The organism is Campylobacter concisus (assembly GCF_015229965.1).
GTDB classification, from domain to species: domain Bacteria; phylum Campylobacterota; class Campylobacteria; order Campylobacterales; family Campylobacteraceae; genus Campylobacter_A; species Campylobacter_A concisus_BD.
In genome coordinates, this window is the sequence record NZ_JAAKZB010000004.1 from 39,260 (window position 1) to 57,544 (window position 18,285).

The 18,285-nt window shown below is 40.8% G+C and carries 20 protein-coding genes and 1 tRNA gene; 17 read left to right on the plus strand and 4 right to left on the minus strand.

Going from position 1 to position 18,285, the window contains the following annotated elements:
- The gene (locus G6W43_RS02830; RefSeq protein ID WP_103617575.1) at positions 1 to 1,347 is read left to right on the plus strand and encodes a TolC family protein; all 1,347 of its coding nucleotides are present in this window, start codon (positions 1 to 3) and stop codon (positions 1,345 to 1,347) included.
- A 4-nt stretch (positions 1,348 to 1,351) separates the two neighbouring features.
- Positions 1,352 to 1,843, plus strand: coding sequence for a flagellar protein (locus tag G6W43_RS02835; protein WP_103617576.1), 492 nt, complete (start codon positions 1,352 to 1,354; stop codon positions 1,841 to 1,843).
- An 842-nt stretch (positions 1,844 to 2,685) separates the two neighbouring features.
- Here G6W43_RS02835 and G6W43_RS02840 read toward each other — a convergent pair.
- Genes G6W43_RS02840 through G6W43_RS02855 form a run of 4 tightly spaced genes read right to left on the minus strand, consistent with a single transcriptional unit; the run spans position 2,686 to position 5,218 of the window.
- On the minus strand, positions 2,686 to 3,183 hold the full coding sequence (locus tag G6W43_RS02840; RefSeq protein ID WP_021086783.1) for a SixA phosphatase family protein: 498 nt from the start codon (positions 3,181 to 3,183) through the stop codon (positions 2,686 to 2,688).
- Entirely contained in the window at positions 3,180 to 3,992 is an 813-nt protein-coding gene (locus tag G6W43_RS02845; protein WP_103617984.1) for a ferritin-like domain-containing protein, read from the minus strand. Before G6W43_RS02845 ends, G6W43_RS02840 begins: the two co-directional genes overlap by 4 nt.
- Complete coding sequence (locus G6W43_RS02850) at positions 3,979 to 4,554, minus strand: rhomboid family intramembrane serine protease (protein WP_103617985.1); 576 nt, start codon at positions 4,552 to 4,554, stop codon at positions 3,979 to 3,981. The genes G6W43_RS02845 and G6W43_RS02850 overlap by 14 nt, the downstream gene beginning before the upstream one ends.
- Complete coding sequence (locus G6W43_RS02855; RefSeq protein ID WP_103617986.1) at positions 4,538 to 5,218, minus strand: NlpC/P60 family protein; 681 nt, start codon at positions 5,216 to 5,218, stop codon at positions 4,538 to 4,540. Before G6W43_RS02855 ends, G6W43_RS02850 begins: the two co-directional genes overlap by 17 nt.
- Positions 5,219 to 5,356: 138 nt before the next feature.
- Between G6W43_RS02855 and murA the strand changes: the two genes are divergently transcribed.
- The 15 genes from murA (at position 5,357) to G6W43_RS02930 (ending at position 18,256) form a co-directional block, all read left to right on the plus strand.
- Positions 5,357 to 6,625, plus strand: a complete 1,269-nt coding sequence (gene murA / locus G6W43_RS02860; RefSeq protein WP_103617987.1) for a UDP-N-acetylglucosamine 1-carboxyvinyltransferase — start codon at positions 5,357 to 5,359, stop codon at positions 6,623 to 6,625.
- Positions 6,626 to 6,627: 2 nt separating this feature from the next.
- Complete coding sequence (locus G6W43_RS02865) at positions 6,628 to 7,788, plus strand: molybdopterin molybdotransferase MoeA (protein ID WP_103617988.1); 1,161 nt, start codon at positions 6,628 to 6,630, stop codon at positions 7,786 to 7,788.
- Between the two features lie 50 nt (positions 7,789 to 7,838).
- A tRNA-Gly gene (locus tag G6W43_RS02870) sits at positions 7,839 to 7,913 on the plus strand.
- A 65-nt stretch (positions 7,914 to 7,978) separates the two neighbouring features.
- The gene (flgA, locus tag G6W43_RS02875) at positions 7,979 to 8,785 is read left to right on the plus strand and encodes a flagellar basal body P-ring formation chaperone FlgA (RefSeq protein ID WP_021089076.1); all 807 of its coding nucleotides are present in this window, start codon (positions 7,979 to 7,981) and stop codon (positions 8,783 to 8,785) included.
- Complete coding sequence (locus tag G6W43_RS02880) at positions 8,782 to 9,333, plus strand: UbiX family flavin prenyltransferase (RefSeq protein ID WP_148823078.1); 552 nt, start codon at positions 8,782 to 8,784, stop codon at positions 9,331 to 9,333. Before flgA ends, G6W43_RS02880 begins: the two co-directional genes overlap by 4 nt.
- Complete coding sequence (coaD, locus tag G6W43_RS02885; protein ID WP_012001782.1) at positions 9,330 to 9,800, plus strand: pantetheine-phosphate adenylyltransferase; 471 nt, start codon at positions 9,330 to 9,332, stop codon at positions 9,798 to 9,800. Before G6W43_RS02880 ends, coaD begins: the two co-directional genes overlap by 4 nt.
- Before the next feature lies 1 nt (position 9,801).
- Positions 9,802 to 10,389, plus strand: coding sequence for a dTMP kinase (tmk, locus tag G6W43_RS02890; protein WP_149721987.1), 588 nt, complete (start codon positions 9,802 to 9,804; stop codon positions 10,387 to 10,389).
- A gap of 29 nt (positions 10,390 to 10,418) precedes the next feature.
- Complete coding sequence (gene hisS / locus G6W43_RS02895; RefSeq protein WP_148823077.1) at positions 10,419 to 11,645, plus strand: histidine--tRNA ligase; 1,227 nt, start codon at positions 10,419 to 10,421, stop codon at positions 11,643 to 11,645.
- Positions 11,642 to 13,477, plus strand: a complete 1,836-nt coding sequence (gene speA, locus G6W43_RS02900) for a biosynthetic arginine decarboxylase (protein ID WP_148823076.1) — start codon at positions 11,642 to 11,644, stop codon at positions 13,475 to 13,477. The genes hisS and speA overlap by 4 nt, the downstream gene beginning before the upstream one ends.
- Before the next feature lie 12 nt (positions 13,478 to 13,489).
- The gene (locus G6W43_RS02905) at positions 13,490 to 14,668 is read left to right on the plus strand and encodes a pyridoxal phosphate-dependent aminotransferase (protein ID WP_148824730.1); all 1,179 of its coding nucleotides are present in this window, start codon (positions 13,490 to 13,492) and stop codon (positions 14,666 to 14,668) included.
- Positions 14,668 to 14,871 carry a sulfur carrier protein ThiS gene (gene thiS / locus G6W43_RS02910; protein ID WP_107790671.1) on the plus strand — a complete coding sequence of 68 codons (204 nt, stop codon included), beginning with the start codon at positions 14,668 to 14,670 and terminating at the stop codon, positions 14,869 to 14,871. The genes G6W43_RS02905 and thiS overlap by 1 nt, the downstream gene beginning before the upstream one ends.
- Before the next feature lie 7 nt (positions 14,872 to 14,878).
- Positions 14,879 to 15,730, plus strand: coding sequence for a sulfur carrier protein ThiS adenylyltransferase ThiF (gene thiF, locus G6W43_RS02915; protein ID WP_194169098.1), 852 nt, complete (start codon positions 14,879 to 14,881; stop codon positions 15,728 to 15,730).
- Positions 15,731 to 16,495 carry a thiazole synthase gene (locus G6W43_RS02920; protein WP_021084623.1) on the plus strand — a complete coding sequence of 255 codons (765 nt, stop codon included), beginning with the start codon at positions 15,731 to 15,733 and terminating at the stop codon, positions 16,493 to 16,495. It abuts the gene before it with no gap.
- The gene (gene thiH, locus G6W43_RS02925; protein WP_194169099.1) at positions 16,495 to 17,649 is read left to right on the plus strand and encodes a 2-iminoacetate synthase ThiH; all 1,155 of its coding nucleotides are present in this window, start codon (positions 16,495 to 16,497) and stop codon (positions 17,647 to 17,649) included. Before G6W43_RS02920 ends, thiH begins: the two co-directional genes overlap by 1 nt.
- Positions 17,636 to 18,256, plus strand: coding sequence for a thiamine phosphate synthase (locus G6W43_RS02930; protein ID WP_242047611.1), 621 nt, complete (start codon positions 17,636 to 17,638; stop codon positions 18,254 to 18,256). The genes thiH and G6W43_RS02930 overlap by 14 nt, the downstream gene beginning before the upstream one ends.
- Positions 18,257 to 18,285: the final 29 nt, after the last annotated feature.

The following is an 18,285-nucleotide window of genomic DNA, read 5'->3' on the forward strand; positions in this document are numbered from 1 at the left end:
ATGAAATTTCTAAGCCTAGCTTTGGTGCTCGTTTTAAGCGGCTGTGCTGTTAAAAATATAGATGAAAACTACAAGCAAATTTTACTTGAAGATAACGCCAGTAGCGAGCTAAATTTAAACACTTCTTGGTGGAAGCAGTATCATCAAAGCTACCTTGATGAGCTTATAGCGCTTGCTCTTAAAAACAACACCGACCTTGCAAAAGCTGCCATAAATGTAAATAAAGCGCTCGCTCAATCTGGCGTTTTGCAGGCAAATTTAATCCCAAGCTTTAACGCTGGTTTTGAGGCAACAAGTAGCAAAAACATAAAAGAGGGCGACGCTTCTAGTAGAAGTTTTGGCTCAAGCATAGGGCTTAGCTACGAGCTTGACCTTTGGCAAAAGCTAGCAGATAGCAAAGACGCAGCGATGTTTGAAGCAAGGGCAACTAAATTTGATCTGGAGGCTAGCAAACTAAGCGTCATAAACTCCGTGGCAGACGCTTATTTTCAAATTTTATATCTAAACGAGAGCATAAAAACTTATGAGCAAATTTTAGAAATTTATAATGAGTTAAATGAGATAGTTGGGCTTAAATTTAAGCTTGGCAAAGAGGAGGCGTTAAGCCTAAAACAGATAAACTCACAGCTCTTAAGCGCTCAAAATAAGATAGAAAGTGCCAAAAAAGAGCTTTTGAGTGCTAAAAAAACGCTTAGGATTTTGCTAAATGAGAGGCCAGAATTTGAGCTTAAATTTGAAGGTCTCACGCTAAGTCCTGTAAAAAGTGCGGGCGTTGATCTAGATGTGCCAACAAGCGCCATAGCAAACCGACCTGATCTAAGAGCGGCCATTTTCCGCATAGAAGAGGGCATCTTAAACTACAAAGCGAGCCAAAAAGAGTTTTATCCGACCATCACGCTAGGAGCTAGCCTCAAAAGCAGCACCGACAAAAAAGAGGAAGCTTTCAGTCTTAAATTTCTAAATGGCAACATCGCTTTGAATTTGCCATTTTTAAACTACCACAAGCTAAAGTCAAATTTAAAGGTTAGCGAGGCGAATTTCGAGCTTGCAAAGCTAAACTACATAAGCACTCTAAATAGCGCATTAAACGAGATAGACGCATTTTATAAGAGCTACATAAATGACGAAGCACTACTTACAAACTACCAAGAGCAGATAAAAAACTACGAAGAAATTTCAAAAATTTACGAGCTAAAATACTCTTATGGCAAGGTCGAGCTAAAGCAGTTTTTAGAGGCGAAAAACAGCGAGCTGGAGGCCAAAATAGGGCTTTTAAAAGCAAAATACACACTCTTACAAGATGAGCTAAATATCTACAAAGCCATGGCTGGCAAATTTAATAGGTAAATTTATGAGTTCAGCTTGGGACTACGAGGCAAACGCGTGTAGCAACGATGACAAATTTAGCGCCAAATTTGTAGGTTGCGAGGTCGCTATGGGCGCTCCAACCATTGGCGAGCTACGACTTTTTATAAATGGCGAGCACTATCTAAATTTAAAAAACGAGCTCTTAAACCACGCAAAAACTCTATCAAATTTGGATCAAAATTTAGTTAAAGATGACTGTGCCGATCAAATTTTACTTAGCGACAGGGCAACAGCTTGCTTTTTGTTTTCAGACGACTCTAAATTTCTAGCTTTTTGTGAATGGACGGCAGATAAAATGCAGATCATAAAGATACTTCGCCTAGCCGATATGAGCATAAAAACTGATAACAAGCGCAAAAGAGTAGTGGAATTTCTCTCATTTGATGACGGCGTACTTAAAATTTTAGACTCACCTATATTTATGCCCAAAAACTTCACATTAGATATCCGCACGCTTATTGACGATAAAATTTAATTAGGCTTTAAAAAAATAGTTTTCAGGCGTGTTTTCATAGTAAATTTAACTACTTTCTCTTAAATTTAGCACGAAAGATCGCTCAAATCTAAAAATTTAACGCAAAAGATAACTCTTTGACATACAAAAACAATTTTTTAGTTTTATAAGTTGCCTTTGAATGGCAAAATTAACTCCTTACTTTAAAATTTATCAATATTTGGCGCACAAGAACAAAAATCATGCATTGTTCTTATTTTTTTATACTGCTCTTAAATTTAGCACGCATATGATCACCTTATCAGCTTTTTGGAAAAACACTCGCTTTGGATTAAATTTGCCTCAAAAAAATACCATCTCAAGCAAGCCACTTTATTTACATTTATCGCGGCTTTTCAAGGTCGTGCTACTTTTTAGAGCAAGAACCACAAGCTCTCAAGGTAACTCTCGCTCGCCATTTTCAAAATAGGTTAGATCAAATTTTAAGTTATGTATAAGATAAATGCAAATTTTATAATTTTTGAAAAGTGTAAAATTTAACTCATTTTCTTACAAATTTTTTTACGCCAAATTTAATGGATAAATTTAGATCACACAAAAGATAAAATACAAAATATAGCCAAATCTAGCCATTTAAAACTTTCAAACGAGTAGAATAAAGATTTTAAAATATCAATTTGAAAATTACAGTTTTCAATACAAAATATATAAAATACCTTGCATTTTACCTTTTCTCATATTTTGGCATTGCAATTATGGTTGATTTTAAATTTGCTTTTATGCTTGGTAATTTGAACTTGAAATGGTTAAATTTTAAAAAACTAGAGTGATAAATTTTAAAATTTGCGGATTTTTAATAAAACTTATCTTTGATGTTTCTTTGGGTGGTCAAAAAACAAAGCTTTTGCACTGCCCTCTTTTAGCTCTTTAAATTCAGACTCAAACTCAATGCAAAAAATGCCTGAAGTTGGGATATTGTCAATCGATGAGTCGCTTAGGTATTCGCAAATTTCAGTTATGCTTGGATTGTGCGTGATGATGAAAATTTCATCTAAATTTTCATCCAAATTTCTTACGAACTCCAAAAGATCCTCAAAGCTTATGTCGTAAAGCTCGTCTTTTATCTCTATGGATTTTTCTTTAAATTTTAAAGTTTTAGCGATGATTTTTGCTGTTTGCTCACATCTTTTAGCGCTGCTTGAAAAGATAGCTCCTGGCATCACATCATACATTTTTAGCCTGCTAGCCATAAATTTAGCGTCCTCTTTTCCTTTTGGGCTAAGCTCTCTTGAAGCGTCTTTTGCGCCGTCTTTGTTCTCATCAACTGCTTTTGCGTGCCTTATGAAGTAAATTTTGCTCATAATCTCTCCTTTGAGAAATTCTTTATCCAACTAAGCTCTTCCTCGCTAAATCCAGCCTTTAAGCGGTCTTTTTCGTTGATCTCTCTAATGCTTTTAAATGAATTTGGATATAAATTTAAAATGATGTCAAAGTAGCTTTTCTCATCGACGCCCTCTTTTTTGCAGGCAAATTTAAACCATTTATCGCCCTTATAAACGTGAGAAACTTCCTCTTTTAAGATGACTTTTAGGCACTCAATGAGCTCATCTTGCCCGCCCTCAGCTTCTAGTCTTTTGATGATGTGAGCGTTTGCATCAAGCCCGTTTGCCTCCATATATCTTGGTAGTAGCGCCATGCGGCTAGTGAGCCTATCTGAAGTCTTTTGAAGTGCGATAAAAAGGCCGTCATGCACGCTTAGCTCGCCGTATCTGCCGCCCTGCTTTGTGAGTAAATTTTCTATCATGCAAAAGTGCCTGATCTCGTCCTCAGCCACCTCCAGCCAGTCCTCGTAAAACTCCCTTGGCAGTCCCCTAAATCTATAACAAGCATCAAGCGCGATGTCGATAGCGCTAAACTCGATGTGAGCGACTGAGTGGATGAAATTTAGGTTTTTATCTTTTGGTTTTACCTTTTTGTTTAGCTCTTTCATGCTAACAACGTCGCAAAATTTAGCGTAGCATGGGGTAGTTAGCTCATTTGGCGCAGAAATTTCATCAAAACAAATATCCAAATTTGATCTAAATTTCTCGTAAAATAGCTCAAATTTTAAAAATTTAAGCTCTACGTCGCCCTCGTTTAAAATGTCCCAGATCTCATCATAAAATCTCATCTGCTCTCTTTAAGTAAAATTTAGCATACAAACAGCCGATAGTCCAGCCTATAAAGTGCGCGTACCATGCGACATTTATGCCCATAAGTAGCGGAAAAAAGCTCATGGCAACAACGATGGCAAAGTAGCCAAACCACGCCTTTTTGTCTGAGTAAAGTAACGAGGTCGCCAGCATGCCAAAGAGCATACACAAAGCTCCGCTTGCACCGACTAAATTTATAATTTTCTCATTTTCAAATGCAAAATATATATAAATAAAGCTTAAAATTTGCGTCAAAACGCCGCCAACGATATAAAAAATGATAAATTTTTTCGTGCCAAGATATAGCTCGCTCATCGTGCCAACTTGATATAAAAAGAGCATATTCATGAGCAGGTGAGCTGTGCCTGCGTGTATAAAGATAGATGTGAGGGGCTGAAATATATAGAGTTTTTCTAAAAAATAGATATTTAAGCCAAGCGCGAGCCATAGCTCACGCGAATGCAGAAAGGTGACGCCAAAAAATGCAGCTAAATTTAAAAGGATAAGCGCAAATGTAGCTGGACTACTTAGCTTTGCCATATCCAGCAAATCTATTTGCCGCTAGGCAGCTAGCGTTTGAACATCTTACAACGTAGCTATTTATCTCTTTGTCGCCCTTTAGGTGTGTGTTTTTTTGTTTTAAATTCATATAGCTGTGGATGATCCTGCCGCCAGAGTTATGGATAAATTTCACCGTCTCGTCCGGGAGTATGGCTGTTACGATGCCGACGTGAGTGACGTTTTTCTTGTCTTTATTTTTTTGTATGCCTTTGCCAAGGGTGTTTGAAAAGAAGATAAGATCGCCTTTTTTTGGATTTTTATGAGTGATCAAATTTTGGCTTTCATAGAAGTTGTAGATGGCTTTTGACTTTCTGCCACCCTTGCTGTAGTAGTTATTGATAGTTTTTTCATCAAAATACATATTTTTATATTTTGCATTTACGATAGAGACAAAGCCTGAGCAGTCACCCCCTGCTCTAGTGTTTAAGTATTTTTTAAAAAATGAACCAAATTCTTTATCAGCTCTGCCGTCATCTTCGTCTAAAAGCTCACTTGAAGTTTGTCTGCTAAAGTCACCATTTGTAGAGGCGGTTTGATTATAGTCATTTTGTGGGATTTTAGGCTCATTTGAGGTGAAAGAACAACCTGTAAAAAGTGCAACGGATAGTGCAAAAAATATTCTTTTATTTATTAAACTTAACATATTTTTATCCAAAATAATTAATTTTCGTAATTTTAACTCTTAAATGTAAATAAAGCGAAAATAGCGCCCTGTTTTCTTTACTCTAAGTTTAAAAACAATATAATCGGCAAAAAATATATTTTCTTAAGGCAAAAAATAATGATGCACTATCTAAAAATAGAAGGCAATGCCAAATTAAGCGGCGAAGTAAAGATCAGCGGAGCCAAAAATGCCGCCCTACCTATCATCGCCCTAACCCTACTTGCTAAAAATAAGATAAATTTAACAAATATCCCAAATGTTGCTGACATAAAGACGCTTTGCCAGTTGCTAGTTAATCTTGGAGCAAAGTGTGAATTTAAAGATGAAAACTCACTAAGTATCGATACGAGCAGTGTAAATTCAACCACGGCAAACTACGACATCGTTAGAAAGATGCGCGCTTCTATCTTGACGCTTGGTCCGCTTCTAGCGCGCTTTGGACACTGCGAAGTAAGCCTTCCTGGAGGCTGTGCGATCGGACAAAGACCAATAGACCTGCACCTAAGCGCACTTGAGAAAATGGGCGCAAATATCGAGATAAAGCAAGGTTACGTTGTCGCAACCGCGCCAAATGGCCTAAAAGGCGCAAAGATAGTTTTTGATAAGATCACCGTAACTGGCAGCGAAAACATCATCATGGCAGCAGCACTAGCACACGGCACGACAGAGCTTTTTAACGTCGCGCTTGAGCCTGAAGTGGTGCAAATTTGTGAAATTTTAGCAAGAAGTGGTGTAAAGATCGAAGGCATAGGCACGAGCGAGCTAAAGATCACTGGTAGTGGTCAAAAACTGCTTGAAATTTGCGATATCGAAGTCATCCCTGATAGGATCGAGGCTGGCACGTATCTTTGCGCTGGAGCTATCACAAATAGCAAAATTTCAGTCACAAAGGCAAATGCTGCGCACATGACGGCCATTTTAAATAAATTTGAAGAGATGGGCTTTGGTATCGAAATAGACGGCGATAAGATCACGATTTTGCCGACAAATGAGATAAAACCAGTCGAGATAAGAACGACTGAGTATCCAGGCTTTCCAACCGATATGCAGGCTCAGTTTATGGCGCTTTGTCTTGCAGCAAACGGCGTTAGCACGATAGATGAGAGGCTTTTTGAAAACCGCTTTATGCACGTTAGTGAGCTAGCTAGAATGGGCGCTGATATCCGCCTAAATGGTCACATCGCAAGCGTTTATGCCCCTGCAACTTTAAATGCAGCTGATGTCATGGCGACTGACCTTAGAGCAAGCTCAGCGCTGATACTAGCCGCTCTTATCGCAAATGGCGAGAGCTTGGTGCATAGAATTTACCATCTTGATAGAGGTTATGAGAGACTGGAGGAGAAATTTAAAAGCCTTGGGGCAAAAATAGTTAGGCTTGAGGAGTAAAAATGCTAGTAAATGACGCACTTGAGGCTTTAAAAGCTAAATTTAAACCAAAAAATGAGAGCGAAATTTTACCCATTAGCGAGGCTCTTGGCAAAACCTTAGCAAATGACGTGATAGCAGTCAAAGACCTGCCCTGCTTTGACAACTCAGCGCTTGATGGATTTGCTGTTAAATTTGATGAAAAAGATGAGCCATATAAGATCATTGCAAGTGCCTTTGCAGGCGATAAAGAGCAGCTAGCTATCGGCAAAAACGAATGCGTGAAGATAATGACAGGTGCTAAGATGCCAAAGGGCGCTGATACGGTCATGAGGTTTGAAGATTGCGTGGTTGATGGTGAGTTTGTAAAAGCGCCAACTAAGCTTAAAAAAGGCGAGGCTTACCGCTTTAAAGGCGAAGAGACAAAAGTTGGTGAGATTTTACTAAAAAGTGGTGAAATTTTAAACACAAGAAGCGTGATGATGCTTGCAGCTCAGGGCATAAGCTTTATAGATGTGAAAAAGCAGCCTAGTGTTGGAATTTACTCAAGTGGCAACGAAATCATCGAGCCTTGGCAAAGAGCTAGCGAGGATGAAATTTATAATGCAAACGCACTTGGCATCGCTGCACTTCTTAGTTCAATCGGTCAAAAAAGCTCATATCTTGGCATCATAAAAGATGAGTTAAGCGCTGTAAAAAAGGCATTTTTAAATGCTGCAAACTACGACATCGTTATCTGCTCTGGTGGAGCAAGCGCTGGTGAGGCTGACTTTATGAAGATAGCTCTAAGCGAGCTTGGATACAACGAAATTTTCTCGCACCTTGACATAAGACCTGGCAGACCTTGTAAGGCTTACGAAAAAGATGGCAGGCTTGTTTTTATCTTGCCTGGCAACCCTATGGCTGCTTATCTTTGCACGATGATGCTTGTTTTGCCACTTCTAAAAAGTGAGTGTTTTGTGACGCAAAAAGCTATAAATAGCGAAAATTTAAAGGTAAAATCAGGCAGAGCAAATGCGGTTTTTGGCAATGTAGCTGATGGCAAATTTATAGCAACTGACGGCGGAAAATATGGCTCAGGCATGATAAATCATATATTAAAGAGTGATTTTGTGTTGATAACTAGCCCTGATCAAGGTGAAATTTTACAAAATAGTGAAATTTCACTCATAAAACTTCCATAATCCTTGACAAATGAAAAACAATCTGATAAAATGCGGACTTCATTTTGATTGCGGGAATAGCTCAGGGGTAGAGCACAACCTTGCCAAGGTTGGGGTCGCGAGTTCGAATCTCGTTTCCCGCTCCATCTTTTTTATACTCATTTTTTTATTTTCCACAAAACTTTTAGCAAATGAAGTCAGCATCTATCCGATGTATTGCGTCGTAAATGATCAAATTTCACTTAGTACTTTTGGCTTTGAAGGCGAAGACAATGAAATTTTAAACTTAGAGGGCAAAAGAGCTGCCAAGATAGATAGTAAAAAGCTCTATGAAATTCTAACAGCAAATTTTAAAACATATAACGACAAAAGCGGCGGCAGCGTAGCTTTTGTCAAAAACTGCTCTATCATGGATGAAATTCAGATGCAATTTCTAAGAGAGATCAGCAACGAGTACCCAGGTATCAGTGTGAGCGATCTTAGCATCAGTCCGCAAAACAAACTCCCTGCAAATTTCAAGGATCTAGTTTTTAAAAATATATTTCTAAACGATCAAAATAGCCAAAAAGGCGTCTTTAGAGCCTCATTTGAGGACGTTGATCTAAGCTTAAAAAGCCTTTATTTTAAATTTAGTTTTAATGCTAAAATGCCAGTTTTTATCGCCATAAATTCAATGAATACAAACCACATTTTAAGCCTGCTTGACTACCAACCAACGATGATCGAATTTAGCAAATGGCCGCGTGACGCACTCTTTGGACTTAGCGCCTCAACTCTTGTCACAAAAGTGCAGATAAGAAGCGGTGAAATTTTAACCAAACGTCAGTTTAATGCCATTAGTTTAGTCAAAAAAGGTCAAATGCTAAATGCGGTCTTAAGCGAAGGTGGCGTCAAGATAATCGCTGAAGTAAAGGCGCTTGAGGATGGAAACTTAGGCGATATGATAAAGATAAGAACAAGAGAAAACAAAATTTTACAGGCCACAGTTTCAGGCAAAGACGAGGCAGTTATTAGATGAAAAAGGTAGTTTTTGCAGCCACTGGAGCAAGCGGGGCTGGGCTTTTTTTAAAGCTAGTAAATGCCGCTAAAGATAGTTGTGAGGCGCATGTCATAGTTAGTAAAAATGCTATGAAAGTTTTAGAGGCTGAAGAAAATTTGAGGCTAAATTTAAATGAGCTTGGCGTAAAAATTTATGATGATCAAGACCTTAGTGCTGGTCCAGCTTCTGGCTCGTTTGGCGTTGAAGCAATGATAATAGCGCCCTGCTCTACCAACACGCTAGCAAAAGTTGCAAATGGCATAAGCGACACACTCATCACAAGAGCTGCAAGTGTCGCACTAAAAGAGAGACAAACCCTAGTTTTAGGCGTTAGAGAGATGCCATTTTCTGCGATCGCACTCTCTCAGATGCAGCTTCTCTCATCTCTTGGAGCCATCATCGCTCCGCCAGTTTTAGGCTACTACGCAGGCATAAAGAGCCTTCAGGATATGGAAAATTTCATCATCGGCAAGTGGCTTGATGCCTTAAAAATCCAAAATAATCTTTACAAAAGGTGGCAAATTTGAAAAAATCTTGCATCTATCCAGGGACATTTGACCCCATCACAAACGGCCATTTAGACGTCATCATAAGAGCTACAAAAATTTTTGACAAGGTAATCGTCGCAGTTGCAAAAAGTGACAGCAAACAGCCGATGTTTGCACATGAAAAGCGCATAGAGATGGCAAAAGAGGCAGTTTGTGAGCTAAAAAATGTAAGCGTTCTTGGCTTTGATAACTTGCTTGTTGATTTTGCTAAGTCGCACGGCATAAATACCGTCATTAGGGGGCTTCGCGCGGTTAGTGACTTTGAGTATGAGCTACAAATCGGCTACGCAAACGCTGCACTTTGGGACGAATTTGAGACGGTTTATCTTATGCCAAGCTTAAACAACGCCTTCATCTCAAGCTCGATCGTCCGCTCAGTCTTGCGCCACGACGGCGACGTGAGCAACCTAGTGCCAGCAAAAATTCTAAAAAATTTAAAGGCGTAAAATGTATGTTTTATTTGAAGGCATTGACGGCGTTGGCAAGAGCACGCAGATAGAAATTTTAGCTTCTAAATTTAGTGACGCCATCGTCACAAAAGAGCCAGGTGGCACGCAGCTTGGTGAAAATTTACGTGAAATTTTACTAAGTTCAAGCATAAAAATAGGCAAAAGGGCTGAAATTTTACTCTTTTTAGCTGACAGGGCTGAGCATTTTGAAAAGCTGGTTGCTCCAAATTTAGGCAAACTGATTTTAAGTGACAGAGGCTTTATCTCTGGTATCGCCTACGCTTTGGCAAATGATGAAAACTTAGATGAAAACATGCTTTTAGGGCTTAATAAATTTGCACTAAATGATAAATTTGCAGACAAGATAGTCTTTTTTGAAGCAAGCCATGAGCTAATAAGCTCGCGCTTAAAAGCAAGAGGCACAAGCGATAAGATCGAGGCTCGCGGGCTAGAGTATCTTTTAAAAGTGCAAAGTTTGATGAAGGAAATTCTTATCAAAAATAGCTTTGAAACGCTTTTTATAGACGCATCTAAAAGCATAGAGCTAATTTCAAAAGAGATAGAAAATTTTATAAATTTTAAGTAAAATCACAAAAAAATAAAAAGGATAATGCGATGATAACGGCACTTCGTGGCATGAAAGATATGCTTCCAGCTCGCGCAAAACTTTACGCACAGATAATCAAAACCTGCGAGGAAGTCGCAAAAAACTACGGATATGAGCAAATTTTGACCCCACACCTCGAGGAGACGGCGCTTTTTAAAAGAAGTGTCGGCGAGAGCAGTGACATCGTTGGCAAAGAGATGTATCAGTTTGAAGACAAGGGTGGCAACGATGTTTGCTTGCGTCCTGAGGGCACAGCTGGCGTCGTTAGAGCCTTTATCGAGGCAAAACTTGACAGGGCAAATGCGACAAAACGCTGCTTTTATCACGGCTCGATGTTTCGCTACGAGCGCCCACAAAAAGGCCGCTTGAGAGAATTTCACCAGTTTGGCTGTGAGTGCTTTGGCGAGGGTAGCGTCTATGAGGACGCGAGCATTATCTTAATGGTGAGTGAAATTTTTAACAGACTAAATATAAAAACAACCCTAAAGATCAACTCACTTGGCGACGAGAGCTCGATGAAGTCTTATAAAGCAAAGCTTGTCAAATTTCTAGATGAAAACGACGACAGAATTTGCGAAGACTGCAAAAGACGCAAGCTTTTAAACCCTATCCGCGTGCTTGACTGCAAGATAGAAAGCTGCCAAGAAATTTATAAAAACGCTCCAGTTATCACTGATAGCTTAAGCTGCGAGGCGCAGGCTGACTTTGCAAAACTGCAAGAAATTTTAACGGCAAATGGCGTTAAATTTGAGACAGACACTAAGCTCGTTCGTGGGCTAGACTACTACTGCAAGACGGCGTTTGAGTTTATCAGCAACGAGATCGGCTCACAAAGCGCAGTTGCAGGGGGTGGTAGATACGATAGGCTCGTTGAATATCTTGGCGGTAGAGCAAGTTACGGTGTTGGCTTTGCGATGGGCGTTGAGAGGATAATGGAAATTTTAGGTGAGGCTGAAGATGAGCGAGACGGAGTTTATCTTTGCGCGCTTGATGCGGCGAATGTTGATTTTATCTATAATCTTGGCTCAAAACTTCGCAAAAAATATCAGGTTGAAATTTCTTATGAAGCTAAAAAACTTCAAAAACATCTGCAAAATGCCGACAATAAAAATGCAAAAATTTTCCTTTGCGTGGGCGAAAATGAGATGAAAGAGAATAAAATTTGGTATAAAAATTTAGAGACCAAAGATGAAAAAACGATAAATTTAGATGAGCTTGAAAAGGAGCTGGGATGAATGATTTTGGACTTAGCATTTGGGGCAATTCAAATTTTGTGATAGAAGATGGCAAAGTCTGCATAAACGAAGCTAGCAAGCCAGCGATCATCGACATCGTAAAAGAGATAAGAGACGATGGCTACAGAGGGCCGCTACTGCTTCGTTTTCCGCACCTTATCCAAAAGCAGATCGAGCAGATCCACGCAAGCTTTGCAAAGGCAAAGAAAGAGTTTGCCTACAAAGGCAGCTTTAACGCCGTTTTCCCGCTTAAAGTCAATCAATACCCTGGCTTTGTAAAAAACCTAGTACGCCTTGGCAAGCCCTACAACTACGGCCTTGAGGCTGGTAGCAAGGCTGAGCTACTTCTAACTATGGCTTACAATAACGAAAAAGCTCCAATAACCGTAAATGGCTTTAAAGATAAAGAGATGATAAACATAGGCTTTATCGCCGCTGAAATGGGTCATAATATCACGCTAACGATCGAGGGCTTAAACGAGCTTGAAGCGATAATCGCCATCGCAAAAGAGCGTTTTAAACCAAAACCAAAGATCGGACTTAGAGTAAGACTACACTCGACAGGCTCAGGACTCTGGGCAAAAAGTGGAGGCATACACTCTAAATTTGGCCTAACATCAACCGAGCTAATAGAAGCTGTAAAGATGCTAAAAAAGGCAAATTTACTTGAAAACTTCACGATGATACACTTTCACATCGGCTCTCAAATAAGCGAGATCCATCCGCTCAAAAAAGCACTCATCGAGGCTGGCAACATCTACGCTGAGCTTAGAAAAATGGGCGCCTCAAATTTAAAAGCTATAAATTTAGGTGGTGGCCTAGCGATCGAGTACTCGCAGTTTAAAGAAGAGAGCAGCAGAAACTATACGCTAAACGAATACGCAAACGACGTTGTTTATATGCTTAAAACCATAAGCGAGCAAAAAAAGGAGATCGAGCCAGATATCTTCATAGAGTCGGGTCGCTACATCGCCGCTTCTCACGCACTTTTGGTCGCTCCTGTGCTTGAGCTATTTTCTCAAGAATACACCGAAGAGAAGCTAAATTTAAAGAAAAATAATCCAAATTTAATAACCGAGCTAGTTGATCTTTATAAATCAATCAAGCCTTCAAACGCCCTAGAATACCTGCACGACGCTATCCACCACACTGAGAGCATCCTTACGCTCTTTGATCTAGGCTATGTCGATCTACAAGATAGGTCAAACGCAGAGGTGCTTTTAAGGCTCATTAGCAAAAAGGCTGTCGTGATGCTTGGCAACAAGAGCAACTCAAGCGATCTAACTAAAATTCAAAAAGAGGTTCAAGAGAGATACCTGCTAAATTTCTCGATCTTTCAAAGCTTGCCAGACTTTTGGGGACTAAAGCAAAATTTCCCTATCATGCCGCTTGACAGGCTCGATGAGCGCCCTACTTTGCCAGCTTCGATCTGGGATATCACTTGCGATAGCGACGGCGAGATCAGCTATGATGACGAGAAAAATCCACTGCTTTTGCACGACGTGGATGTGGAGAAGGAGGATTATTTCTTGGGATTTTTCCTAGTTGGCGCATATCAAGAGGTGATCGGCATGAAGCACAACCTCTTTACTCATCCAACAGAAGCTACCGTGGAGATAACAAGCGATGGCTACAAGATTACAAATTTACTAGAGAGCCAGTCGATCCTTGATATCATGGAGGACATGGACTACGATATCTACGAGATCCAAGACACTCTAAATGAACGCTTAGAGAAATCAACTCTGATAAACGAAACACAAAAGAAGCAAATTTTGGGCGAACTTTATCTATTTTTAAATGACAATAGTTACCTAAAGACGATCAACTAAAAAAGGACTAAAATGCAACTAGCAAACAGAATGCAAACATTAAGCGAGTCAATCACAATCGCGATCAGCACAAAAGCCAAAGAGATGAAGGCTGCTGGCATCGACGTGATCTCGCTTTCAGCTGGTGAGCCTGACTTTATGACTCCAAAAAAGATAAGAGATGCTGTAAAAAACGCACTTGATAACGATAGCAAAAGCGGAAAATACACGCCAGTACCGGGCCTGCCTGAGGTCATTGATGCCATTAGAGCAAAGCTAAAAAGAGATAACGGACTTGACTATAAAGCAAATCAAATCGTCACAAACATCGGCGCAAAACACTCACTTTTTAATGTATTTCAAGCGCTTATCAACCCAGGTGATGAAGTCATCATCCCATCTCCATACTGGGTGAGCTACCCTGAGATCGTTAAATTTTGTGGTGGCGTGCCTGTCTTTATCGAGGCAGACGAGAGCACAAATTTTAAAGTCACAGCCGAGCAGCTAAAAAAAGCGATCACGCCAAAAACAAAGGTCTTTTCGCTAAATCATCCGACAAATCCAACTGGAGCTGTGTATACAAAAGAGGAGATCGCGGCATTTGGCGAGGTTTTAAAGGGTACTGATATCATCATCACAAGCGATGAAATTTATGAAAAAGTGATTTACGGCAAGAAATTTCACGCAGTAGCCTCCGTAAGCGAAGATCTTTTTAAAAGAACGGTCACGATAAATGGACTAAGTAAGTGTGGCGCGATGCCTGGCTGGAGATTTGGCTATATCGCAAGCTCGATGGACTGGCTCATCGCTGGCATCAAAAAGCTTCAAAGCCAAAGCACAAGCAACATTAGCTCGATCGTGCAAATAGGCGCTATCCCATCACTTCTTGGCGAAACTGACGAAGACATCGAAAATATGAGAAAAGAGTATGAAAGAAGACGCGACGTGGCAGTTGAGATGATAAATGCTATCCCTGGGCTAAGCGTAGTTAAACCTGATGGCGCGTTTTATCTATTTGTAAAATGCAAAGATGTAGATGGCGACTCACTTAGATTTTGCAAAAAGATGCTTGAAGAGGCGAACGTAGCAACCGTGCCAGGCGTGGGCTTTGGTATGGATGGATATTTTAGAATTTCTTTTGCAACAGACATCGAGAGCATAAAAAAAGCGATCGAGAGGATCGCAAATTTTGTAAAAAGCTACAAAATTTAATGATCAAATTTAGCGTAAATGGCAAAATTTTCGAGCTTGAAAACGATATAAGCGTTTATGATTTTTTAGCTCAAAATGGCTATGAACTTAAATTTATAGCCCTTGAGCGAGACGGAGAAATTTTGCCAAAAAAGCTTTGGCGTGAGCGCTTCATGAGCGAGGGCAAAGCTTATGAGATCGTCACTTTAGTTGGCGGTGGATGAGGAGAAAATGATAGAGATTGTATTAAATGGCGCAAAATTTAAGGTGCCAGTAAAAAGCCTTGGCGAGCTAAAAGAGCTTGCGCTTGGCGATAAAGAGAGTGAAATTTATAAATTTTTAGAGAAATTTAACGCGACAGAGCCAGACATTTTTATCGTTGATGGCTTTGCTATAAAAGAAGACAGCGAGCTAAAAGATGGCTCAAACGTCGTATTTATAAGGCGTGGCGTGATGCCTGAGCGTGAAGTTTTACGCTCGATGATCGCTTCAAGAAACAGCCCTGAGCTAAATTTAGCCCTAAGCAAGGCAGTGATCGGCGTGGCTGGACTTGGCGGTCTTGGTTCGAATATCGCGCTAAGTCTTGCAAGAGTTGGCGTAAAAAAGCTAGTGCTTGCCGACTTTGACGTCGTTGAGCCAAGCAATCTAAACCGCCAGCAGTATTTCGTCCGTCACATCGGCATGCAAAAGACGCAGGCGCTAAAAGAGCTGATAAATGACGTAAATCCCTTTGTCGAAGTCGAAACTCACGATATATTTTTGGATGAAAAAAACGTGGCTAGCGTCTTTGGCGAGTGCGAAATTTTATGCGAAGCCTTTGACAACGTCGTTGGCAAGGCGATGATACTAAACGAAGCTGGGGCAAGCTTAAAAGAAAAAAAGATCATCGGCGCCTCTGGCATGGCAGGATACTTTAGCTCAAATCTCATAAAAACCATAAAATTTGCTAAAAATGTCTATCTTTGTGGCGATCTCACAAATGAGGCGAAGATCGGTCAAGGGCTCATGGCACCACGCGTTGCGATCTGCGCAAACCACGAGGCAAATTTGGCCATTAGACTACTTATGGGCTTGGAGGCGTAAGTGCAAAGTGATAGTTTGATCCTTGGCGGCAAGGAGTTTCAAAGTCGCTTTATCCTTGGCTCTGGCAAGTACTCGCACGAGCTCATCGACTCAGCCATAAACGAGGCTGGCGCGCAGATCCTAACCCTTGCTCTTAGACGCATAAACGAGAGCAAAGAGCGCAATATACTTGACTTTATCCCAAAAGGCGTGACGCTCTTGCCAAACACAAGTGGCGCTAGGAACGCCAAAGAGGCTGTTCGTATCGCCCAGCTCGCACGTGAGCTTGGATGTGGCGAGCTTGTTAAGATAGAGATCATAACTGATTCTAAATTTCTCTTTCCAGACAACGCTGAAACCATAAAAGCCTGCGAAGCACTGGCAAATGACGGCTTTGTGCCGATGCCATATATGTTTCCTGATCTAAACGCCGCAAGAGCGATGCTAAGCGCAGGAGCTAGCTGCATAATGCCTCTAGCTGCGCCCATTGGCTCAAATCAGGGGCTAGTTTTTAAAGATATCATTGAAATTTTGATAAACGAGCTTGATACGCAGATCATCGTTGATGCTGGCATTGGCAGGCCTTCACAAGCGTGCGAAGCGATGGAGATGGGAGCGGCTGCTATCATGGCAAACACAGCCATCGCCTCATCTAAAAATATCCCGCTCATGGCAAGAGCCTTCAAAGAGGCCATCATAGCTGGTCGCAACGCCTATCTAGCAGGCCTTGGCGCAAAGAGCAAAAGCGCAAATGCCTCATCACCGCTCACTGGATTTTTAGACTGATGAAATTTACAAGAACCGACCACATGCAGCTACTGCCACACATGCAGGATGTTGGTAGCGACATTATGGATGAAATTTTAAAAGAGCGCGCGAGCTATAAACCAGAAATTTACACCGAGGCGGACGTAAAAGCAGCTCTTAATGCAAAGCACTGCTCACTTGAAAATTTAAAAGCCCTGCTCTCGCCTGCTGCAGCGCCATTTTTAGAGCAAATAGCCCAGCTTGCCCAAGCAAAGACAAGGGCAAATTTTGGCTCAAACATCACGCTTTTTACCCCGCTTTACATAGCAAACTACTGCGATAATCTCTGCGTTTATTGCGGTTTTAACGCCAACAATAAAATAAAAAGGGCAAAGCTAAGCGACGAGGAGATCACAAGAGAGCTAAGAGAAATTTCAAAGAGTGGCTTAGAAGAAATTTTAATTCTAACTGGCGAGAGCGAGACAAACTCAAGTGTCGCTTACATCGCAAACGCTTGCGCTTTGGCGAAGAAATTTTTTAAAGTCGTTGGGGTTGAAATTTACCCACTAAACTCAGATGCCTACGCCCTGCTTCATAAAAGCGGCGCAGACTACGTGACCGTCTTTCAAGAGACCTACAATCCCACAAAATACGAAAAAATCCACCTTGGTGGCAATAAAAGAATTTTTCCATACCGCTTAAATGCGCAAGAGCGAGCGCTTCTTGGAGGCATGAGAGGAGTTGGCTTTGCCGCACTTCTTGGCATAGATGACTTTAGGCTTGATGCCTTTGCGACGGCACTTCACGCAAGCTTAGTTCAAAAAAAGTATCCACACGCTGAGATCGCATTTTCATGCCCAAGGCTTCGCCCTATCATCAACAACGACCGCATCAACCCACGCGACGTGGGCGAGCGCGAGCTTTTGCAAGTGATCTGCGCTTATAGAATTTTCATGCCAACAGCCAGCATAACGATCTCAACCAGAGAAAAGGCGAAATTTCGCGACAACGCCGTAAAGATCGCCGCAAACAAGATAAGCGCTGGCGTAAAAGTGAGCATCGGCGCTCACGGCGAAGAGAAAAAGGGCGACGAGCAGTTTGAGATAAGCGACAATAGAAGCGTGGATGAGATAAAAGCAATGATAAAAGCAAACGGCCTAGAGCCCTTGATGAGCGAGTATGTCTATGTTTAAAATTCTCTGCGTGGCTGACTTTGAAAGTTATGAGGGCGATGACTTTTTAAAGAGGATCCAGCTACTTTGTAAGGCTGGCGTGGATGAAATTTTGCTTCGTGCAAAGGGGCTAAGCGAGGCTCAATTTTACGATCTTGCTAGGGTTGTGGCTCAAATTTGTGAAAACTACCGCAAGAAATTTATCATTAATCAATTTTTTGACGTAGCTTGCAAGCTAAAGAGCGACTTTTGGCTCACTTCGGCGCAGCTTGAATTTTTTAAAAATCACGGCGTTTTTTTAGATGAATTTAGAAAAACAGCTAAAATTTACGCCCCAGCTCACGACCTAGAGCAGGCTAAAATTTCAGCCTCAATCGCTGACGTGCTCGTTGCTTCTCATATATTTGCCACCTCTTGCAAGGCGGGCTTAGAGCCAAAAGGAGTAAATTTTATAAGCGAGCTAAAAAGTTTTGATAAAGAAATTTACGCACTTGGCGGACTAGACAACAAAAACTACAAAGAGGCCATAAAAGCTGGCGCAAACGGCATTTGCTTTATGAGTTTAGCAATGAACGGCGATATGGAGCTTATAAAAAAGATAGCAAAGAGCAAAAACGAGCAAATTTAGCTTTATTTGCATAAAATTTTACATATTAT

Coding starts and splice junctions, on each gene's coding strand:
- G6W43_RS02830 (WP_103617575.1), top strand. CDS start 1: ATGAAATTTCTAAGCCTAGCTTTGGTGCTCGTTTTAAGCGGCTGTGCT.
- G6W43_RS02835 (WP_103617576.1), top strand. CDS start 1,352: ATGAGTTCAGCTTGGGACTACGAGGCAAACGCGTGTAGCAACGATGAC.
- G6W43_RS02840 (WP_021086783.1), bottom strand. CDS start 3,183: ATGAGCAAAATTTACTTCATAAGGCACGCAAAAGCAGTTGATGAGAAC.
- G6W43_RS02845 (WP_103617984.1), bottom strand. CDS start 3,992: ATGAGATTTTATGATGAGATCTGGGACATTTTAAACGAGGGCGACGTA.
- G6W43_RS02850 (WP_103617985.1), bottom strand. CDS start 4,554: ATGGCAAAGCTAAGTAGTCCAGCTACATTTGCGCTTATCCTTTTAAAT.
- G6W43_RS02855 (WP_103617986.1), bottom strand. CDS start 5,218: ATGTTAAGTTTAATAAATAAAAGAATATTTTTTGCACTATCCGTTGCA.
- murA (WP_103617987.1), top strand. CDS start 5,357: ATGATGCACTATCTAAAAATAGAAGGCAATGCCAAATTAAGCGGCGAA.
- G6W43_RS02865 (WP_103617988.1), top strand. CDS start 6,628: ATGCTAGTAAATGACGCACTTGAGGCTTTAAAAGCTAAATTTAAACCA.
- flgA (WP_021089076.1), top strand. CDS start 7,979: ATGTATTGCGTCGTAAATGATCAAATTTCACTTAGTACTTTTGGCTTT.
- G6W43_RS02880 (WP_148823078.1), top strand. CDS start 8,782: ATGAAAAAGGTAGTTTTTGCAGCCACTGGAGCAAGCGGGGCTGGGCTT.
- tmk (WP_149721987.1), top strand. CDS start 9,802: ATGTATGTTTTATTTGAAGGCATTGACGGCGTTGGCAAGAGCACGCAG.
- hisS (WP_148823077.1), top strand. CDS start 10,419: ATGATAACGGCACTTCGTGGCATGAAAGATATGCTTCCAGCTCGCGCA.
- speA (WP_148823076.1), top strand. CDS start 11,642: ATGAATGATTTTGGACTTAGCATTTGGGGCAATTCAAATTTTGTGATA.
- G6W43_RS02905 (WP_148824730.1), top strand. CDS start 13,490: ATGCAACTAGCAAACAGAATGCAAACATTAAGCGAGTCAATCACAATC.
- thiS (WP_107790671.1), top strand. CDS start 14,668: ATGATCAAATTTAGCGTAAATGGCAAAATTTTCGAGCTTGAAAACGAT.
- thiF (WP_194169098.1), top strand. CDS start 14,879: ATGATAGAGATTGTATTAAATGGCGCAAAATTTAAGGTGCCAGTAAAA.
- thiH (WP_194169099.1), top strand. CDS start 16,495: ATGAAATTTACAAGAACCGACCACATGCAGCTACTGCCACACATGCAG.
- G6W43_RS02930 (WP_242047611.1), top strand. CDS start 17,636: ATGTCTATGTTTAAAATTCTCTGCGTGGCTGACTTTGAAAGTTATGAG.